21 protein-coding genes are annotated in these 14,837 nt (G+C 62.4%); 2 read left to right on the top strand and 19 right to left on the bottom strand.

Annotation, left to right across the window (positions count from 1 at the left end):
* Window positions 1-37: 37 nt before the first annotated feature.
* The gene (locus tag HGP13_RS17920) at window positions 38-433 is read right to left on the bottom strand and encodes a hypothetical protein (RefSeq protein ID WP_172227795.1); all 396 of its coding nucleotides are present in this window, start codon (window positions 431-433) and stop codon (window positions 38-40) included.
* Window positions 421-912 carry a carboxypeptidase gene (locus tag HGP13_RS17915; RefSeq protein WP_172227793.1) on the bottom strand — a complete coding sequence of 164 codons (492 nt, stop codon included), beginning with the start codon at window positions 910-912 and terminating at the stop codon, window positions 421-423. The genes HGP13_RS17920 and HGP13_RS17915 overlap by 13 nt, the downstream gene beginning before the upstream one ends.
* On the opposite strand from HGP13_RS17915, the gene HGP13_RS17910 reads away from it, so the two are divergent.
* Window positions 911-1,162: a hypothetical protein gene (locus HGP13_RS17910; protein WP_172227791.1), complete on the top strand. Its 252-nt coding sequence runs from the start codon at window positions 911-913 to the stop codon at window positions 1,160-1,162. The two genes, HGP13_RS17915 and HGP13_RS17910, sit on opposite strands and share 2 nt — an antisense overlap.
* Here the strand turns inward: HGP13_RS17910 and HGP13_RS17905 are convergent.
* The 7 genes from HGP13_RS17905 to HGP13_RS17875 are packed head-to-tail and all read right to left on the bottom strand — an operon-like array spanning window position 1,159 to window position 8,948.
* Window positions 1,159-1,797: a hypothetical protein gene (locus HGP13_RS17905; RefSeq protein ID WP_172227789.1), complete on the bottom strand. Its 639-nt coding sequence runs from the start codon at window positions 1,795-1,797 to the stop codon at window positions 1,159-1,161. The genes HGP13_RS17910 and HGP13_RS17905 overlap by 4 nt on opposite strands.
* A complete protein-coding gene (locus HGP13_RS17900) occupies window positions 1,794-2,693 on the bottom strand; it encodes a hypothetical protein (protein ID WP_172227787.1) in 900 nt (299 codons plus the stop codon). Before HGP13_RS17900 ends, HGP13_RS17905 begins: the two co-directional genes overlap by 4 nt.
* Entirely contained in the window at window positions 2,693-3,235 is a 543-nt protein-coding gene (locus HGP13_RS17895) for a hypothetical protein (protein ID WP_172227785.1), read from the bottom strand. Before HGP13_RS17895 ends, HGP13_RS17900 begins: the two co-directional genes overlap by 1 nt.
* A gap of 12 nt (window positions 3,236-3,247) precedes the next feature.
* Complete coding sequence (locus HGP13_RS17890; RefSeq protein ID WP_172227783.1) at window positions 3,248-3,715, bottom strand: hypothetical protein; 468 nt, start codon at window positions 3,713-3,715, stop codon at window positions 3,248-3,250.
* Complete coding sequence (locus HGP13_RS17885) at window positions 3,715-5,475, bottom strand: hypothetical protein (RefSeq protein ID WP_172227781.1); 1,761 nt, start codon at window positions 5,473-5,475, stop codon at window positions 3,715-3,717. The genes HGP13_RS17890 and HGP13_RS17885 overlap by 1 nt, the downstream gene beginning before the upstream one ends.
* 3 nt (window positions 5,476-5,478) lie before the next feature.
* Window positions 5,479-5,928, bottom strand: a complete 450-nt coding sequence (locus HGP13_RS17880) for a hypothetical protein (protein WP_172227779.1) — start codon at window positions 5,926-5,928, stop codon at window positions 5,479-5,481.
* Window positions 5,925-8,948, bottom strand: a complete 3,024-nt coding sequence (locus HGP13_RS17875) for a hypothetical protein (protein ID WP_172227777.1) — start codon at window positions 8,946-8,948, stop codon at window positions 5,925-5,927. The genes HGP13_RS17880 and HGP13_RS17875 overlap by 4 nt, the downstream gene beginning before the upstream one ends.
* A gap of 29 nt (window positions 8,949-8,977) precedes the next feature.
* Between HGP13_RS17875 and HGP13_RS17870 the strand changes: the two genes are divergently transcribed.
* Entirely contained in the window at window positions 8,978-9,211 is a 234-nt protein-coding gene (locus HGP13_RS17870) for a hypothetical protein (RefSeq protein WP_172227775.1), read from the top strand.
* Here the strand turns inward: HGP13_RS17870 and HGP13_RS17865 are convergent.
* From HGP13_RS17865 to HGP13_RS17820, 10 genes are read right to left on the bottom strand one after another with little or no spacing between them, the layout of a single operon-like run.
* On the bottom strand, window positions 9,208-9,816 hold the full coding sequence (locus tag HGP13_RS17865; protein WP_172227773.1) for a DUF6441 family protein: 609 nt from the start codon (window positions 9,814-9,816) through the stop codon (window positions 9,208-9,210). The genes HGP13_RS17870 and HGP13_RS17865 overlap by 4 nt on opposite strands.
* Window positions 9,813-9,965, bottom strand: coding sequence for a hypothetical protein (locus HGP13_RS17860; RefSeq protein WP_172227771.1), 153 nt, complete (start codon window positions 9,963-9,965; stop codon window positions 9,813-9,815). Before HGP13_RS17860 ends, HGP13_RS17865 begins: the two co-directional genes overlap by 4 nt.
* A 50-nt stretch (window positions 9,966-10,015) precedes the next feature.
* Complete coding sequence (locus HGP13_RS17855) at window positions 10,016-10,411, bottom strand: hypothetical protein (RefSeq protein ID WP_172227769.1); 396 nt, start codon at window positions 10,409-10,411, stop codon at window positions 10,016-10,018.
* Window positions 10,412-10,414: 3 nt separating this feature from the next.
* A complete protein-coding gene (locus HGP13_RS17850) occupies window positions 10,415-10,930 on the bottom strand; it encodes a hypothetical protein (RefSeq protein ID WP_172227767.1) in 516 nt (171 codons plus the stop codon).
* 54 nt (window positions 10,931-10,984) lie between these two features.
* Window positions 10,985-11,431, bottom strand: coding sequence for a hypothetical protein (locus HGP13_RS17845; RefSeq protein ID WP_172227765.1), 447 nt, complete (start codon window positions 11,429-11,431; stop codon window positions 10,985-10,987).
* A gap of 1 nt (window position 11,432) precedes the next feature.
* Window positions 11,433-11,795, bottom strand: coding sequence for a hypothetical protein (locus tag HGP13_RS17840; protein ID WP_172227763.1), 363 nt, complete (start codon window positions 11,793-11,795; stop codon window positions 11,433-11,435).
* Window positions 11,792-12,115, bottom strand: coding sequence for a hypothetical protein (locus HGP13_RS17835; RefSeq protein ID WP_172227761.1), 324 nt, complete (start codon window positions 12,113-12,115; stop codon window positions 11,792-11,794). Before HGP13_RS17835 ends, HGP13_RS17840 begins: the two co-directional genes overlap by 4 nt.
* On the bottom strand, window positions 12,112-12,321 hold the full coding sequence (locus tag HGP13_RS17830) for a hypothetical protein (RefSeq protein ID WP_172227759.1): 210 nt from the start codon (window positions 12,319-12,321) through the stop codon (window positions 12,112-12,114). Before HGP13_RS17830 ends, HGP13_RS17835 begins: the two co-directional genes overlap by 4 nt.
* Window positions 12,322-13,827, bottom strand: coding sequence for a hypothetical protein (locus tag HGP13_RS17825; protein ID WP_172227757.1), 1,506 nt, complete (start codon window positions 13,825-13,827; stop codon window positions 12,322-12,324).
* Window positions 13,828-13,840: 13 nt separating this feature from the next.
* On the bottom strand, window positions 13,841-14,836 hold the full coding sequence (locus tag HGP13_RS17820; RefSeq protein WP_172227755.1) for a hypothetical protein: 996 nt from the start codon (window positions 14,834-14,836) through the stop codon (window positions 13,841-13,843).
* Window position 14,837: the final 1 nt, after the last annotated feature.

The raw sequence follows: 14,837 nt of genomic DNA, 5'->3' as shown, positions 1-14,837 counted from the left end.
AGCGCCAGCGCAATGGCGAGCGTGACGGCGAACTTGATCATTGGTGCGGATCTCCGGGAGGTTCGGGCATGGCCGGGCCAGGCGGCGCAACGTTCTGCTGAACGATGTTGGCCCCGCCGGTCATGTTGGGAGGCATGCCGGCGTTGACCGACATGTAGTCGATCTCGGCCCGACGCTCGGAGTTGTTGTCCCATGTGGCGCCGAAGATGAAGGAGCCGACGGTCGAAGCGACCAGCAGCGCCACCGAGCTGGCGATGGTCTCGCGCAGGCTGTCAGGCTTGCCGAAGAAAGCGAGGAAGGTGATCAGCCCGCAGCCCCAGATGATGATGGCGATGGCCAGCCGGCGGCGCACGTTCCACGGCTTGCCGAAGCGGCTGTAGCCGGCGCCGAAGCCTGTCGTGAAGCGCTTGTCCGTCACGTTCAGCCAACCCATTCGGCCTTAAGCGCGTCGTCATAGTGCTGCGCGAGCACCGCGATCTCCTGCGCCCGATCGGTGCCGTTGATGATCCGGCGTGCATTGACGAAGTCCGAATGCCCCAGGTCGATGAAGTCGTTGAGGTCGCGGCCGGTGAACCAGCCTTCGCGCATACCGGTCACGGCGATCTTGGCGGCAACCATAGGATTGAGCGCCAGCGCCGGGTTCTGGTGCACGGGCTGGCCAGTCTCGGCTTCGGCGCGCTGGTAGTTCTTCTCCCAGGTCAACTGGACAAAGCCACGGCCATACCACGGGTAATAACGGAGATTGCTGCGGCGCCAGTTCTCCGAGAGCCAATAGGCCTCGACCACTGGCTGCATGGTGTGCGCCGTCTCCCAGAAGGCGGTGGCCAGCACATAGGCGCATTGATTCCGCAGCAGGCCCTGTGCCTTGCTCTCGTCGATAAGCATGCGGGTGCAACCCAGGGACAGATCCATGGCGTTTTCCTTTCGGATGATGATTGGCTACAGTCCCGCGATGTCAGACCGCAGAGACCTGGTAATTCTTGCCGCGCCTTGGGCGAAGCACAGCGATGAGTTCAGGGCGAACGTGATCAGCTGCGCCGGCGAGATCCGCACCGCCGATGGTGGCTTGCTGAAGCTGGAAGGCGGGTTATGGGCGGTCGTCGCTTCAGGCGATCGGCATGAGGCGGATTTGGTACTGAACGCGCTGCGGAAGCCGAATTAGGCCGACAGCGCCGGCAGCAGGCTGCTGTCCTTCGGCAACCAGACGCGGAATGAACGAATGGTGATGGCATCGAAAACAACGTCGCCGGGGTAGCCGCCGAGCGCCGCCCCGGTCGGCGTGATGGCGAAACTGCTCGAACTGTCTGAAACCACCGCCCGGCCGTCGATCGAAAACGCCAGCTCGGCATCGGTGCGGGTGACCGCCACCTTGTGGACGCCAGCGCCGACGACCGTGACATCAGTCGCCTCGCGGTTGTTGCCCCCGGTAAAATCCTGCGCATCCATGACGAAGCTGAAGGCGTAGCGACGCAGCTGGATCGTGTCGTCGTCGGCCGCCGATACCACCAGCGGATAGATGTTGCCGTTGCCTTCGAAATGGTCCCATCCGACAGAGGCAGTCCAATTCGCGGTCAGAAGATAGTCCAGCGCCGCGCCAACGATCGCGACTACATTCCCGGATTCCGCAATGACCAGACCGACACCAGCGACGATCAGTTCAGGCTGGTCGACGATGTCGCCTGCCGCCACAGCGACACCGGCGACCGAATAGATACCGTTGACAGGATCGAACGTCAGCAGCGTGTCATCGGCGATGCTGCGATGGCCTAACGGTTGGGCGGCTACACCTGGCATCATGATGTTGTCGTTTCCTTCTCGCACAGGATCCACAATTCACCCGGCGATGTCGGCGCGATCTCCGGCGGTGGCACCAATGCGGCGCCGATCGCGCGATAGGTCTTGCCGTGACGCGTGATGACGATGCTGGCCAGGTCTATGTCGAGTGGCGAGAAGACGTAATCCATGCCCTCGCCGGTAAGTGGGTTCCAGAAGTTAGTCACGCCATATTTGCAATAATAGGTACCGAGCGAGTACGGGTCTCGCCCGACGGTGCCGTCGGTGCCGCCGAAGAAGCCCGTGCCTTGCAACGGCGCATCGGTGAACGTTGCGCCGCGCATTTGCAGTGTCGCCGACGAGACCCCACGGAACGGAATGTCCGAACGACCGGGAACAGTAAGGCCGGGTATCGCCTCGCCGCCGACCGACTGGTATTCGGCGCGCGGCCACCAGCTGAAAAACGACTGGCTCGTGACAAGCGCGCACAGGACCACCGTCCATGGCGCTAAGGCGCGGACATCAGGCAAGCTCGGCAAGCCATGCATCGCGTCGAGTTTGAGGGCGGACCAGCCGCCGCCAGACTTACCCATGCCGTAGCCGCCATATCCAGGCGCTGGCGAGGCATCGGAATCATATTCATATTGAAAGCCGGTAATATAGTTCACAGAATAAGGAGTGGTCGGGTTGGCTGCGAGCGGCGACTCTTCGGCGACCGCCGTCCAGTCCCATGGCTGATTGCCGCTTGACGCGACCTCGCCATCGGCCGCCCCCGGATAAGGATAGTCCTTGACCACCGAGCGACGCAGGATGCGCAACGGGAACGCGATATATTTCACGGCGTTCCAATGCACCTCGACGATCTGCTGGAATGGATCCTGCTGAACCGGATGGGCCTTGGAACCGTAAGCAGCGGGCATCAGGCGGTCACATCTTCAGCAAGGCGGCCGATCAAATCCCATTCGCCGCCATCGGGCACAACTTTGGCCGTCACCGTGCTGCCGCGGCCTGCTGTCTGGTTGAGGAATCCGTCATAGCCGTTGACCAGAACATCGGTGCTTTCGGGAAAGGAAATTGCCCCGTCGCCGACCTGGCGGAAGCTGACTTCAGTGTCGGCAGGCAAATCGCCCGGAAGGATGACTGTCAGGATTTCGCTGCCGGCATAGCGCAGATAGCGGTTCGAATGCGCGGACGTGACCGTGAAGGTGCCGTCGGTGTCGGCGTCGATGTCGATGCCGATTGATGGCCGAAAGTTCGCTTGCGGCAAGGTGAATGGGCCGAACGTCAGGCCGTCGGGATAGTAGATCGTCCACTGAGTTCCGGCCACCGTCATGTTGGACGGAGGAACAGCGACGGGCGGGCTATCCTCGATATCAGTCACGCGATCGTCGAGATCGGTGAAATTGCCGTCGACTTCGGCTGGCGTGAGGTTTGATCCCTTCACCGAGCGGAGAATAATCATCTGTTGATCCCGTCAGGCCTGGCTGTTGTCGGTGGTTTCGGATGGCTTTTTCGACCAGTCGAAATTGAAGCGCTTGTAGCGTCCGGTCTGACGGTCGACGAACATCACTTTCAGGATGCGCTCGATGATGACGTACTGCTCGGAATCGTCTGGATTTTCGACCCTGATCTTCTCGACGCTGCGGTCGATGTAGTCGAAGTCATCGATGATGATCCCGTCCTTGGGATCGTCGGCCGGATCGTCCGGTGGCCAGTTGACCGTCGTGCCTGGATTGGTCTGCTGATCGGGCGTGGTCAGCGTGAAGCGCGACGCCTTGCCGAAGCGGAAATGCGCATCGCCGCCCTCGTCCGGCTTGACCTTTGAAAGCGCGCGCTTGAGCACGCCGTCGCCATTGCCGCCGCTGTCGAATATCGAAATCCGCGCGCCGCTGGAATTGCGCCCGGCCCGCCAGGGATTAGAAAGGCCTTGGAGAGTGACCATCAGGCGGCTTCCAAGTTGATGGTCTTAGGGACGGCCAACGCGCTCACCTCAAGCGGATAATCCGTCACGAACGGCCCGCCCTTCAGCACCTTGAAGTCGCCATCGACCTCGGTGAACACCTGGTTCAAGGCCTCGATCGCCGCGGACAGATCCGCATGGAAAGCATCGAGCACCGTGCGCTGAGTTGGCAGCGGATTGACGATGGTGATCTGCTCGACCAGCGTTGCCGGGTTCATGACCAGGAAGTCGACGCCATCATCGTTCGGCGGCACCAGCAGATAGTCTTCCGATAGCGTGATCTCGCCAGCGATCGGCATTACCGTCCGCCCGGAATAGGCCTGGTAGCCGTCCTCAACATAGCCTTCCTCGGCATAGGTCGGCTCGCCCGGGACTGTCGTCACCGTGTTTCCCTTGCCGACGGTGCAGCCGATGGTGAGCGAAGCGATCGACGAGCCATTGGACGAGGTGATGGCGTAGCCGATGATCTTGCCTGTTGCTTCGCCACCAGGAATGCGCGGATCAGCGACACGGGCATTCATCCTGCAGGATAGTGTCTCGGCAAGGCCCGCGGTGAGCGGTGCCGAGAAGGAAATCGATACCGCGCGCGAGCGCTCGAGGATGATGCGGCGCGCACGGCAGATCAGGAAATCGATGCTGCGCCGGCCGCGCGTGGTGGTGAGATACGCCCGATTGCGGACATCGCCGATCGGCGGCGCACCATCGGGAAAGTCGGTGGTCGGCTCATCGACCGGCTCGTCGGCATCGCCGGAAACCTTCATCTCTGTGATGTCCTGGCCTTCGGGGTCGGTGAGGATCGCCTGGCAGTCGGCGACAAGCGTGAACGACAGCGTCTCCTGCCGGTTGCGGGAAACGTCATAGTCGGCGAGAAACACCGGCTTCATGGTCCAGATCGGAAACTGGCCGGTGCCGTTGGTCATCACGATCTGGTGATAGTCCTGCGGCACGACAAAGCCGTCGGTGCGCGTGATCGAGCCGTCGCCAAAGGACCAGCCGCCGCCGATGCGGTCATCCTTTTCGGGATAGTCCTGCATGAGGCCATCGCCGGTCAGCGACTGGATGGCATAGCCGTTGCCGGATCCTGCCGTGGTGAAGGCGGCGACAACCTGCTTGGTGAAATCGACCGTGCCAGACGCCACCTGTGCCCAGTTGATTTCGGCCGACACCTTGATCGAGGTCAGCGGCGGCTCGCCGGGATCGACTGTCAGGCTTTCGCGGATGAACTCGCCGCCGAAATCGATGAGCCCATCCTCGCCATTGAGGATGTCAGAAGCTGTCACCCCCAGATCGACGCGGCCGATGTGCCAAGCGTGGGTGTAGCCCTCCAGCACCGTGTCCGGATCATCCCTGGAATCGGCGTTGAGGAACATCGGATCCCAGTTCGGAGCCACCCGCATCGTTGCCGCCAGCGCCCGCTTGAGCGCATCATAGTCGGACGGCCGAGCCAGGAACGTCAGCGTCACCTGGTTGCCCTGCACCTGCTGCGGCACGCCGACGAGGCGGCCGAACAGGATGGGCACGACGCCGGCAGTCGGGTTTTTCTCATCCTGCCACGACAGCCACGCCCATTGTTTCCGGCCGGGTGCGAGCAGACCGACGCGCGGGTTCTTGACCGTGATGTCGAGACTGGCGAATGCGCCCTCTTTGTGGGTGAGCGAGATCGAGACGATTTGCTCGTCCTCGACCTGGTGCTCAATGCCGAATGTGGTCTCGGTCTCGTCTACCCAGGCAAGGAACCACATGGGCTAGACCTCGATCAAATCGAGGGACCAATTGCAGGCAGCCCCCCATTCATCGAACGATAGGCGATAGTCTGCCACCATCATCGTCAGGCGAGGCCTATACAGCGTATAGGCACCTTCCTCGCGCGAAGCGGGGTCATCCGTGGTTGACGCTACGGTGCGCGATGGCGAGCCGGTGGCGGTCAGGTATGAGAACTCTGTCGAGCAATCGACGGTCAGCACCATGCCGCGACGAACGCCGTCTAGAGCCGGCATGTTCTGGTCGGTGCAGGTGATAGACATCCGGTACTTTTCGGAGGTTCCGTCGCCAAGATCGATCAAGGTATTGTTGACGGTGCGCGCCAGCTGCGCGTCACCATCAAGGCTGAACTCCTCCGAGATACCGCGCGCCGAATAGGGCGGGACCGAGATCGGATCAAGCCGAAGAAGCGTCGGGTTGTCTGCCGAAATCATTTACCGCTGGGCCTCCGACCGGCGCTCGTCTGTGCCTGGCGCAGAGCGAACTGTTGTAGTCTTGTCGCGGTGAAACTGTCGGTGACAGCCTCAAACACCTGATCAATGCCAAGGCCGAAATCGAGCTTGATGCGCATGGTGCCGCCAGCGCCCTCCGCCGCCGATGGGGAGACCGCAATTGCGCCGCCGCCAGCCAGCCTTGGAATGGCCATCGATCGCGAGAAGATCTCAACCGCGCCGCCAACGTTGAATCCGCGCAGACCGCGCAGCAGACCTTTCGGCAGCGTCATGTTGTTCAGCGCGTGGAAGATGTCGCGGCCATAATAGGCCACCGCCGCCGCCCGATTGACGAACTCGCCATTCGACAGCCAGGCGAGAATGCTGTCGCTGGTACCAGTGCCTGCGCCGCGCACATCGCCGCCGCCCGCGAACCCGCCATGCGAGCCACCTTGCTCGGATGCCGAACCCGATGCCGCTTGTGCGCGCAAGGACGATGCAGCCGCTGCGGCCGCACGAAGCGCCGACAGGATGCTCTGGATCTGCGCATTGATCTGCGCGGCTAGGCTGGTGACGGTCGCGGACAGGCTGGCAAAGCCGCCCTGCACCAGTGACTGGATGCCCGACAGAATTGCAGAGATTTTGCCGGGCAGGCTTTCGAACGGCGCGACCACGGCGTCGGCAGCCTGCGCGGCCGAGCCGGCGTCGATCGTCGAAAGGGCGGAATTGGTCTCGTCCGCAGTTTGCTGCGCCGCAGGGGCAATGCGGTTAACGTCGGTGACAATAGCGTCGACACCCGCCGTTGCGGCATCCGGCTTAACGGCATTGGTGATCTCGCTGGAGACGTTCTTGATGTTTTCGCCGGCCGTCTTGGCACTGGCAGCCACGCCGTCGAGAGCCGCCTTCGATTGATCGGCGCGATGCGCGACGCCATCGACGACGTCGAAGACTTCCTTCGTCAGGCTGCCGCCCGGCCCGCCGCCGCGAAAGACCGTGATCGTCTGGCCTAGGCTTTCGACTTTCGTCTTGGTTTCGTCGACCTTCGTGCCGAGATCCTTGACGTCGGTCGCGGCGCTCTTGGTGTCAGCGGAGAAACCAGCGATGCCGAGCGCAGCCTGCTTAGCCGCGAACTCGCTATCGGTCAGCTTATTGCTGTATAGGCCGATCCAGTTGAGGCTTTCCTGCAGATCGACATTGAGCTTATGAGCGGGCTCAGTGATATCAAGGAACTGCTGCGCGAGCTTGCCGAGTTCTGGGCTCTGCGCCCCGATGCTGGCAACGGCAGCCCGGAATGCCTCGATGTCCTTCGTGTCTTTGAACTTGTCGAAAAGCTTGAAGAGACCGTCCGCCGCGTGGGGCAACTGGCCTTCGAACTGGCCGATCTTGGCAATCGCTTCATCAAGGGCATCAGGCAGCGCCTTTGCAGACACCTCCTGAGAAGTCCTGGCAGCGATGAGGGCTTGATCCTTCATCTGCTGCGTCATCTCGGCGACCTTGCGGCCCGCCTGATCGTATGCGCTGCCAACCTTGCCGATCAGGTCATCGTGGACGCGCAGCGCCGCCGTCGCCTCGTCGGTCCTCGTCGCCCACAGTAGGATGCCACCGGCGACGACGGTCAGGACGGCGAGCCATGGATTGGCCAGCAGCGCGGTCGAGAAGATCGACAGCGCATTGATCGTGGTAAAGATCGCGGTGCGCAGCACCTGGAAGCCGCCAAGGATTTGCGTGATCGAGGCCAGGATCAGCAGTTCGCCGCCGGAAATGTTGGTGCCGAAGACGGCATTGACGGCATCGGTCACCAGTCCAGCCGCCTTGCGGAGGGCCGCGAAAGCCGGGATGACGACGCCGTTGACGACGTGCACGACGTCTTCGCCAAAGCCGACGATCGCATCGCGCCATTCGACGATCCACTTACCGCTGGCGCTGACATCCGCATCGCGCCCCGACAGCGCTGCAAAGAAATCGGCGATCAGGACTTTCGCCTTGGCCAGCGCGTTGCTGGCGAAGTCGAGGATGGCGGCCTTGTTGCGCACGATCACGTCGCGGAAGGCATTGGCCGCTGCGGTGAACGACGGCACGAAAAGGCTGCCAAGCTGCTTGAGCACGCCGCCGGCCGCTTTCTTCAGTTCATTGAGGGCATCATTGAACTTTACCGCCGCCTTGATCTGGTCATCGGTGAACACGATGCCCAATTCTGCCGCGCGGGCCTTGAACTCTTCGATGCCAGCCGCGCCCTGGTCGAGTAGCGGGATCAGCTTGGCGCCTTCCGCACCAAGCAATTTGATCGCGATGGCCGATTTGCGCGCACCGTCGGGAAGCTTCTGGAACGCGTTGGCGACCTCGATCAGCAGCTGCTCGTTGGACTTCAGTGTGCCATTGGAGTTCTTGACCGAGATGCCGAGATCATCGAAGCCGGTCTTCACCTTTGACGCGCCAGACTTGGCCTTGTCGCCCGTGCCCTTCACGGTATCGCCGAACCGCGTCACCTCGACATTGAGATCCTTGAAGCTTTCGACTGTGAAGCCGACGCCTTGCTGAATATCGCGGCCCATCTTGGTGCCAGCCTTGCCGGCTTTTTCTGTCTCGTTGGCGGTCTTGACCACCTGCTTGTTGAAAGTGTTGAGAGCAGTAGTCAGGCCCGACTGGCTGACACCGACGCTGTCGGCGGCAAATGCCCACTCCTGATAGGCCTTCGCTGACAGGCCTGCCGCCTGCGCCGCCTTGCCCGCCTCATCAGCAGATTCGGCGCTGGCCTTGGCCAGTTCGAACAGAACGGCGACCACGCCATCAGCCGCGACCTTCAGCGCTGTGATGCCAAGCACGGCCCGCGTGGCGAAGGTGGCGACGTCACCGGCGAGCAGTGAGAGGTCGCGGCCGATGCCAGTAAGATTGACGTTCTTGGTCGCCGTGTCGATCTGGTGGATAGCTTTTTCGCCGGTCTCTCCGAGCTTGACCAACTCCTCGACCATCTCCTTGCCGCCGAGCAGCTTGATCAGGACGTTGATTGCGTTGCGTTCAGCCACTAGGTTGTATCCTTGCGGGAGGGCGAGATATGGCGATCAAGTATCGGGTGACGACGCGAAGCCGGTTGAACGGCGATGGCGTGCATGGGGTATGGCTGCTGCTGGCATCGCCAGTAATTCAGGTCATCGGCTGGTTTTGGTATGTCTCGGCGCCGGGATGGTGGCCGATCGGTTTGATCACCGTCACTAGCCTGGCGTTCCTCGGCGGCTTCGTACTGCTACTTGTCGGCCGCGACTTCGATAGCGTCGTCGACGAAAACTAGCCCTTGTTGAACTCCGCCGCGAAAATCTCCGGCAGCATCTCGCCGACCTTCTCCGCGACCTGATGGATGGAAAAGCGCGCCTTCAGCGTCGTCTCGTCGATGCCGACAAACATCGGCACCGTCTTGAACTGCACTCCGCCGCGCTTGCCCTTCTGTCCGGTCCTGATCCTGGCTGCCAGCAAGGGGCGCTTGCCAGCCCTGACGATGGAAAACAGCGGGCCGACATGGCTGGCATAGAGCGACGGCGTGGTGCGGTTGCGACCGATCATCTTGGGCGCGGTCGGCAGCGCCAGCCACAGAAGCGGATGGCCGAAGATCGAACCGCCTTCCTCGAAAATGTTCGAATAGGCGATCTTGGAATAGAGCAGGATCGACGGTTGCGTCGACACGCCCTTGTCGGGATAGATTTTCGTCGTCAGCGTGTTCTGCCATTTCTGGCTGAAGCCCGCAGCAGCGATGTTGGCGCGGCCTTCCCGCTTGGCGATGTCGGCGCCTTTGCGGGCAGCGGCCATTGAGGCGGCAGTCAGATCCTTGGTCGATTCCGCCATGGCCGCATCGAACTGGCCGGAGGCGGCTTCGACGAAGATTTTTAGACTGCTCGTCATTCGCGCAGATCCTCGATCTGTTTCTGGACGTCCTTTGGATCGCCACGCGCCGCATTCATTCCGATGACAAGTTCGTCAGCCATCTCATGCCGGCGGTTGATCTCGCCGAAATGCAGCCACGCCGCGATCTGGCGCGGCGTGTAGTGCATGATCTCGTTGGCGGAGTGGCCGAGGCCCTTCAGCCGCGCCGCAGCCAGCGCTAGGCTCTCCCCGGCTCCCCGATCGTCGCGGCGCCGTCCTTGCCGGTTAGCCTGGCCAGCGCCTCGAGGAAAGGGCCGGCGGGACTCGGCACCGTCAGCAGCAGGATGCGCGAGATCAGCAAGGCACGCTCGCCGGGCGTCAAATTGGCAGCGCTCGCTTCCCTGATCCTGTCGACGCCGGCGGCTATCAGCGCCGCCTGCAAAGCGACGGAAAGCGTGCCCATCGCCTTCGGATCGACCTTGGCCTTGCCCTTGATGTCGAAGAGTTTGGCCACTTCGGGGAAGCGCATGATGATCTGCGCGATGTCGGTCAGCTCGACACCGCGCACCGTCACCTCATTGCCGCGCACCGTCTCCGTGAAGGTGAGCGGCGCAATGTCGATGAAGTCGGTCATGCATTACGCCTGCTGACGGATGGTGAAGCGACCATAGCGGCCGTCGGCCTTGTTGACGTCGGCGACCAGAGGGATCTGGGCGAAGTCGTCATTATCAGCCATCAGGTTGAAGTCGCCGGACGGGCTGATGGTGACGTTGCCCTCAAAGTCGATCATCGGGCCGATCGTGTTGACGGCGGTCAGCTTGATGTCGACAGTGAGGTTCGGCTGGCTCAGAGGATCGATGATCTCATCGCCGGCCGTGTTGGTGTCGACATCGGCCAGAAGGAAAAGCCGGATGTTGCGCGCCGTGTTTTCGTCCAACGTCATTTTCACGCTGGCGGCAACCTGGGTAACGGCGGTGAAATCCTTGCCGCGCAAGCCGCCGCTGGCCGAGAAGTGTTCCTTCTTGGTCACTGTCGGGGTGTAGACGAAGTCGACAAGGTTGCCGGCATCGACATAGTCCATGTCGTCGGCGGTCTTGATCGCGATTGTTGCGGCGGGAATGCGATAATTGGCAGTGTCGGGAGAAGCGCCCATAGGTCGTTCCTTTCGGTGAAGTTGCCCGTCACCGGGCGGTTGAACTCTTCGAACTCAAAGCGTGTTGGGGTCGAGGTAGTAGGGGATGGCGAAGGCCACGCCCATTTCGCCGAGCATCGAGCGGCCCCAGGCCAGCGATGTCTGGGTCGAGTGAAGCCGCCCGCCGATGCGGTTGGTGGTCAGCGCCATCAGGTCGGTATCCGTGGCAATGGCGCGGATCAGCTTGGCCCGCCATGCGTTCAGCGTGGTGCCAACGTCCTTTTGCGTTTCCGGCAGCACGATCAGCAGCTGCGGCGTCATGGTCATGCGGCGCGGACCGCGCGAGCCGCGCGAATTCGGATCGTCCTCGGCCGCCACCTCATCGCCGTCGAGCACCAGGATCGCCGGCAGGTTCGGCTCCGGCGGGCGCATGTTGTTGCGGTAGACCGTCTTGATTCCGTCCGTCTTGAACGTCTGCGCAATCGCCACCAGGCGCTGCAGGATCGCTTCGCGGGCATCCATCTCAACGCTCCGTCAGATAAAGCAGGATCTCGCCTGCGGCCTCGCCGGTCGGCGCCGGCAGGAAGCCATGGGTGTCGACAAGCCAGGTCTTGCCGTTGATGACGAGCTCGGCGCCTTGCAGCTTTTCCGGCTCGATGCCGGCGAGATCGCAGGCGCGCAGTGATGCCGCCGGCTTGACTGTCTGCACCTCGGACTGGAACCGGCCACCGCCGGTGACGACGCCCGACGTCTTGTCGATGGCCCGCAACGGCCCGCCATCCGCACCCTTGCTGACCGGCATCTCACCACAGGCCACCGTCAGCACGGCATCGACCGCAATCGGCGACGCATAGAGCGCGTTGTAATGGATATCCCAGATGCTCATACGCCGCGCCTTGTCTTCGGCGTGAAGGCGAATTCCCAGTGGCCGATGCGATTGGCACCGGCATCGGCGTCGATGACGGCGACATATTGCGCGCCGTCGACCAGGGCGAGATCGTCTTCGAGGATGCCGCGATAGACGCCATCGCTGCTTGCGACATAGGCGAGCGTCGCCGGCCAGGTCTGGCCCGTGACGTTGGTCCCGCTGGCATCCTTCACCGTCACGCTGACGTCGGCATCATTGACGAAACCACCCTCGACCGCGCTTTTCAGCCCGACGACCTCGATCAGATTGGTGTTGTCGACATAGACGAGGCAGGTCATGTTTCATCCGTCCTGATCTTGCCGGCAAGCAACGGGCCGGCGTCGATGTCGCCTGAAAGCGCGGTCTTCATCTGCAGCGAGGCGCCGAGCAAAGGCCGGATCGAAATGGACGCTAGGATCAGCGTGGCGATCGGCGGGATGACGGCATCGGCCCAGCAATCGGTCCAGCAGTCCCGCCAGCAATCCGCCCAGACCGTGCCGATCATTTATGCCGGCCCGAACTTGTCGCCGGACGATCCGTCGCCTGTCAGCGCGGTGCCGTTGATCTTGGTCATGTTGGCGTTAAGCGTGCGCGTCTCGACCTCATCGGCGATCGCGTCCGCAGTCGGCGCAGTCGCCCCGGTCGCCCAAGCACCATCACCATGGCTTTGCAGGGCAGTGAACGCGCCGGCGACTACCGATGCATCAGCAGGATCGTCCGGCAGATTGTCGGTGCGCTCCTGGATTGCGGCGATGCCGGCATTGTCTGGGTTGACCGTGGCAAAGCCGGTAGCGGTCGACCAATGGCTGTCGCCATAGCTGGCGAGGCTGGTGAAACTGGCCGATATGCCTGACGACAGCGAGGCAATAGCCGCCAGTGTGGCATCATCCGCCCCAGCCAGCGCCGTGGCGAGCTCGGCATTGGTCGGCAAGTCGGAGACATCCGCCGTCGACCAGGTGCTGTCGCCGTGGCTCTGCAAGGCCGTAAGCGCCGCCGAGGTGGCCAGTGTGGCGATCTGCGTGTCGAAATTGGCCGAAGCCAGACCGAGCGCCGAGCGTGTTCCAGCGGCATCCAGCGGCGCCGTATAACTGAACGTCGCCATGCGACTCGAGATATCAGCGTCGAGATGATCAAGCAGGCCGGCGCGCGTGTTGGTGAGGCGCGAAAGCAATGTCGTGGTTCCAGCCGTGTCGGCTCCGGCATAGGTCGAACGGCTGGAGACGTCGGCATCCAGATGCGCCTGGCGCACGCTGGTCACGCCAGCGTCAGAGAGGGCCGTATCCGCTTCGGCATTGACCTCCGCGGCTGACAGATCATTGAACCCTGTGACGCCGGTTCCCTTGGCGAGCGCGATGTTGGTGCCGGCGGTCAGCACGCGGGTTGCCGTCGACCACACCGCGTCAAGCGCGTTGGCGGCGAAGGAGGCCGCGGCGATGATGCCGGCGGTGATCGTCTTCATGTTGACGTCGGGCAAGCCGGAGGTCAACGTCGTCGCGGTGCCGGCCCATGCCTTGGCGTTGGCGTCAACGCGGCCGTTGGCGTCCTGGTTGATCTGTCCTGCCCCAGTACCGCGCGTATAGAGCCCGCCAGCGGCTTCGGCGGCGGCATTGGGCAGCGCGGTCAGGCCGGCGCGGACGCTGTCCTGCGGGTCCCATGCGACAAGCTGGACATCGACGCTCGCCTGCACCATGCCAGTGGCGCCCTTGAGCACGATAACCACGTCATCACCCGCTCCGGTCGCAAAAGCCGCATCAGGCACGTCGAGGCGGTAGATGCCGGGCATGTTGGTGGCGTCGACTTCCTTGAAACCGCCCGACGACCATGCCGTGTTGGCGGCGGCCAGCGTTGCCAGCGTGATAGCGGTTGCGGTGCCCTGGTTGCGCACATAATAGGCAACCAGGCTCGACGTGTTGAAGGCAAGGCCGGTTTTGCGCCCACCTGTGGTCGATGTGGAATCCAGCACGTCGAAATAGACCGACTGGCTGGTGGCGCCTTTCTTAATGGTGCGCATGATCTACCTGCCCCTAAGCCGCGATCTCGAACTGGATTTCTTGGTTCCAGGGCGTTGTGGTGGTAAAGCCCGATGTCTGGAACAATTGGTAATAGCGATAGCCGGTCGTGTTGGCGGACGCGGACTTAGACACTTGGCGGAAAACCCCGCCGAGCGTCTCGGCTGCACCGACATCGGTCCAGTTCGAATTGTCGTTCGACGCGCGCAGCTTCCATGTACCTTGACTGCCCCCAGGGTTCTGCCAGAAGGCATAGCCTGTGATGATCTTGCTGGCGCCGACCCCGAAATCGAAGGTGATCGTCTGGTTGCTCTGCGATCCGGGAATCTCCAGACTATCGGTACTGTTCAGACCGAATCCGCCGTCGACCAGATTGCTCAAGGTCGAGCCGGATCCGGCTGTGAACGTGCTGGTAACGGTGATGCTTGCGGAACGGTCGCCCGTGCCGCCGGGATTAAGGTAGGACGGCACCGCCGAATTGTTATCGTTGGCCTGCGGCGCGGCGGCAATCTTGAACTCGACTTCGCGGATGTACGGACTAGAGCTCGTCGTACCGGAGACCTGGAGCAGCCGATAGTAGCGATAGCCCTTGCCGGCATTGTAAGCCACGGGGATGGTGGTGGTCGCCGATGTGCCCAATGTGAAACTGTCAGAAATCGGCACCCAGTTCGCGTCGTCGTTCGAACCATCCAAGACCCAACTGCCCTGCGAGACAGCGCTGTCCTGGTACCACTTGATCTCCGAAATCGCCTTGTAGTTGCCGGCGCCGAAGTCGAACTTGACGTATTTGCCAGACTGGCCTGATGCGAACCATGCGCTGTCCGTTTGCGCGCCGTCGATCATCACGGCGATGCCGCCGCTGCCGGCCATGGTGGCATCGGTGGTAATGGTGATCAGCGATGACCGGTTGCCGGATCCGCCGGAATTGGCGTAGGACGGCACCTCGGCGGCGGCGAGCACAAACTGATACGCCCCACCCATCGACCATTGCCGCATGCCGAGGATCGACATT

The organism is Mesorhizobium sp. NZP2077, assembly GCF_013170805.1.
Taxonomy (GTDB): Bacteria; Pseudomonadota; Alphaproteobacteria; order Rhizobiales; family Rhizobiaceae; genus Mesorhizobium.
Note: the sequence above shows the minus strand (reverse complement) of the source record. Positions and strands in the feature narration are given on the sequence as shown.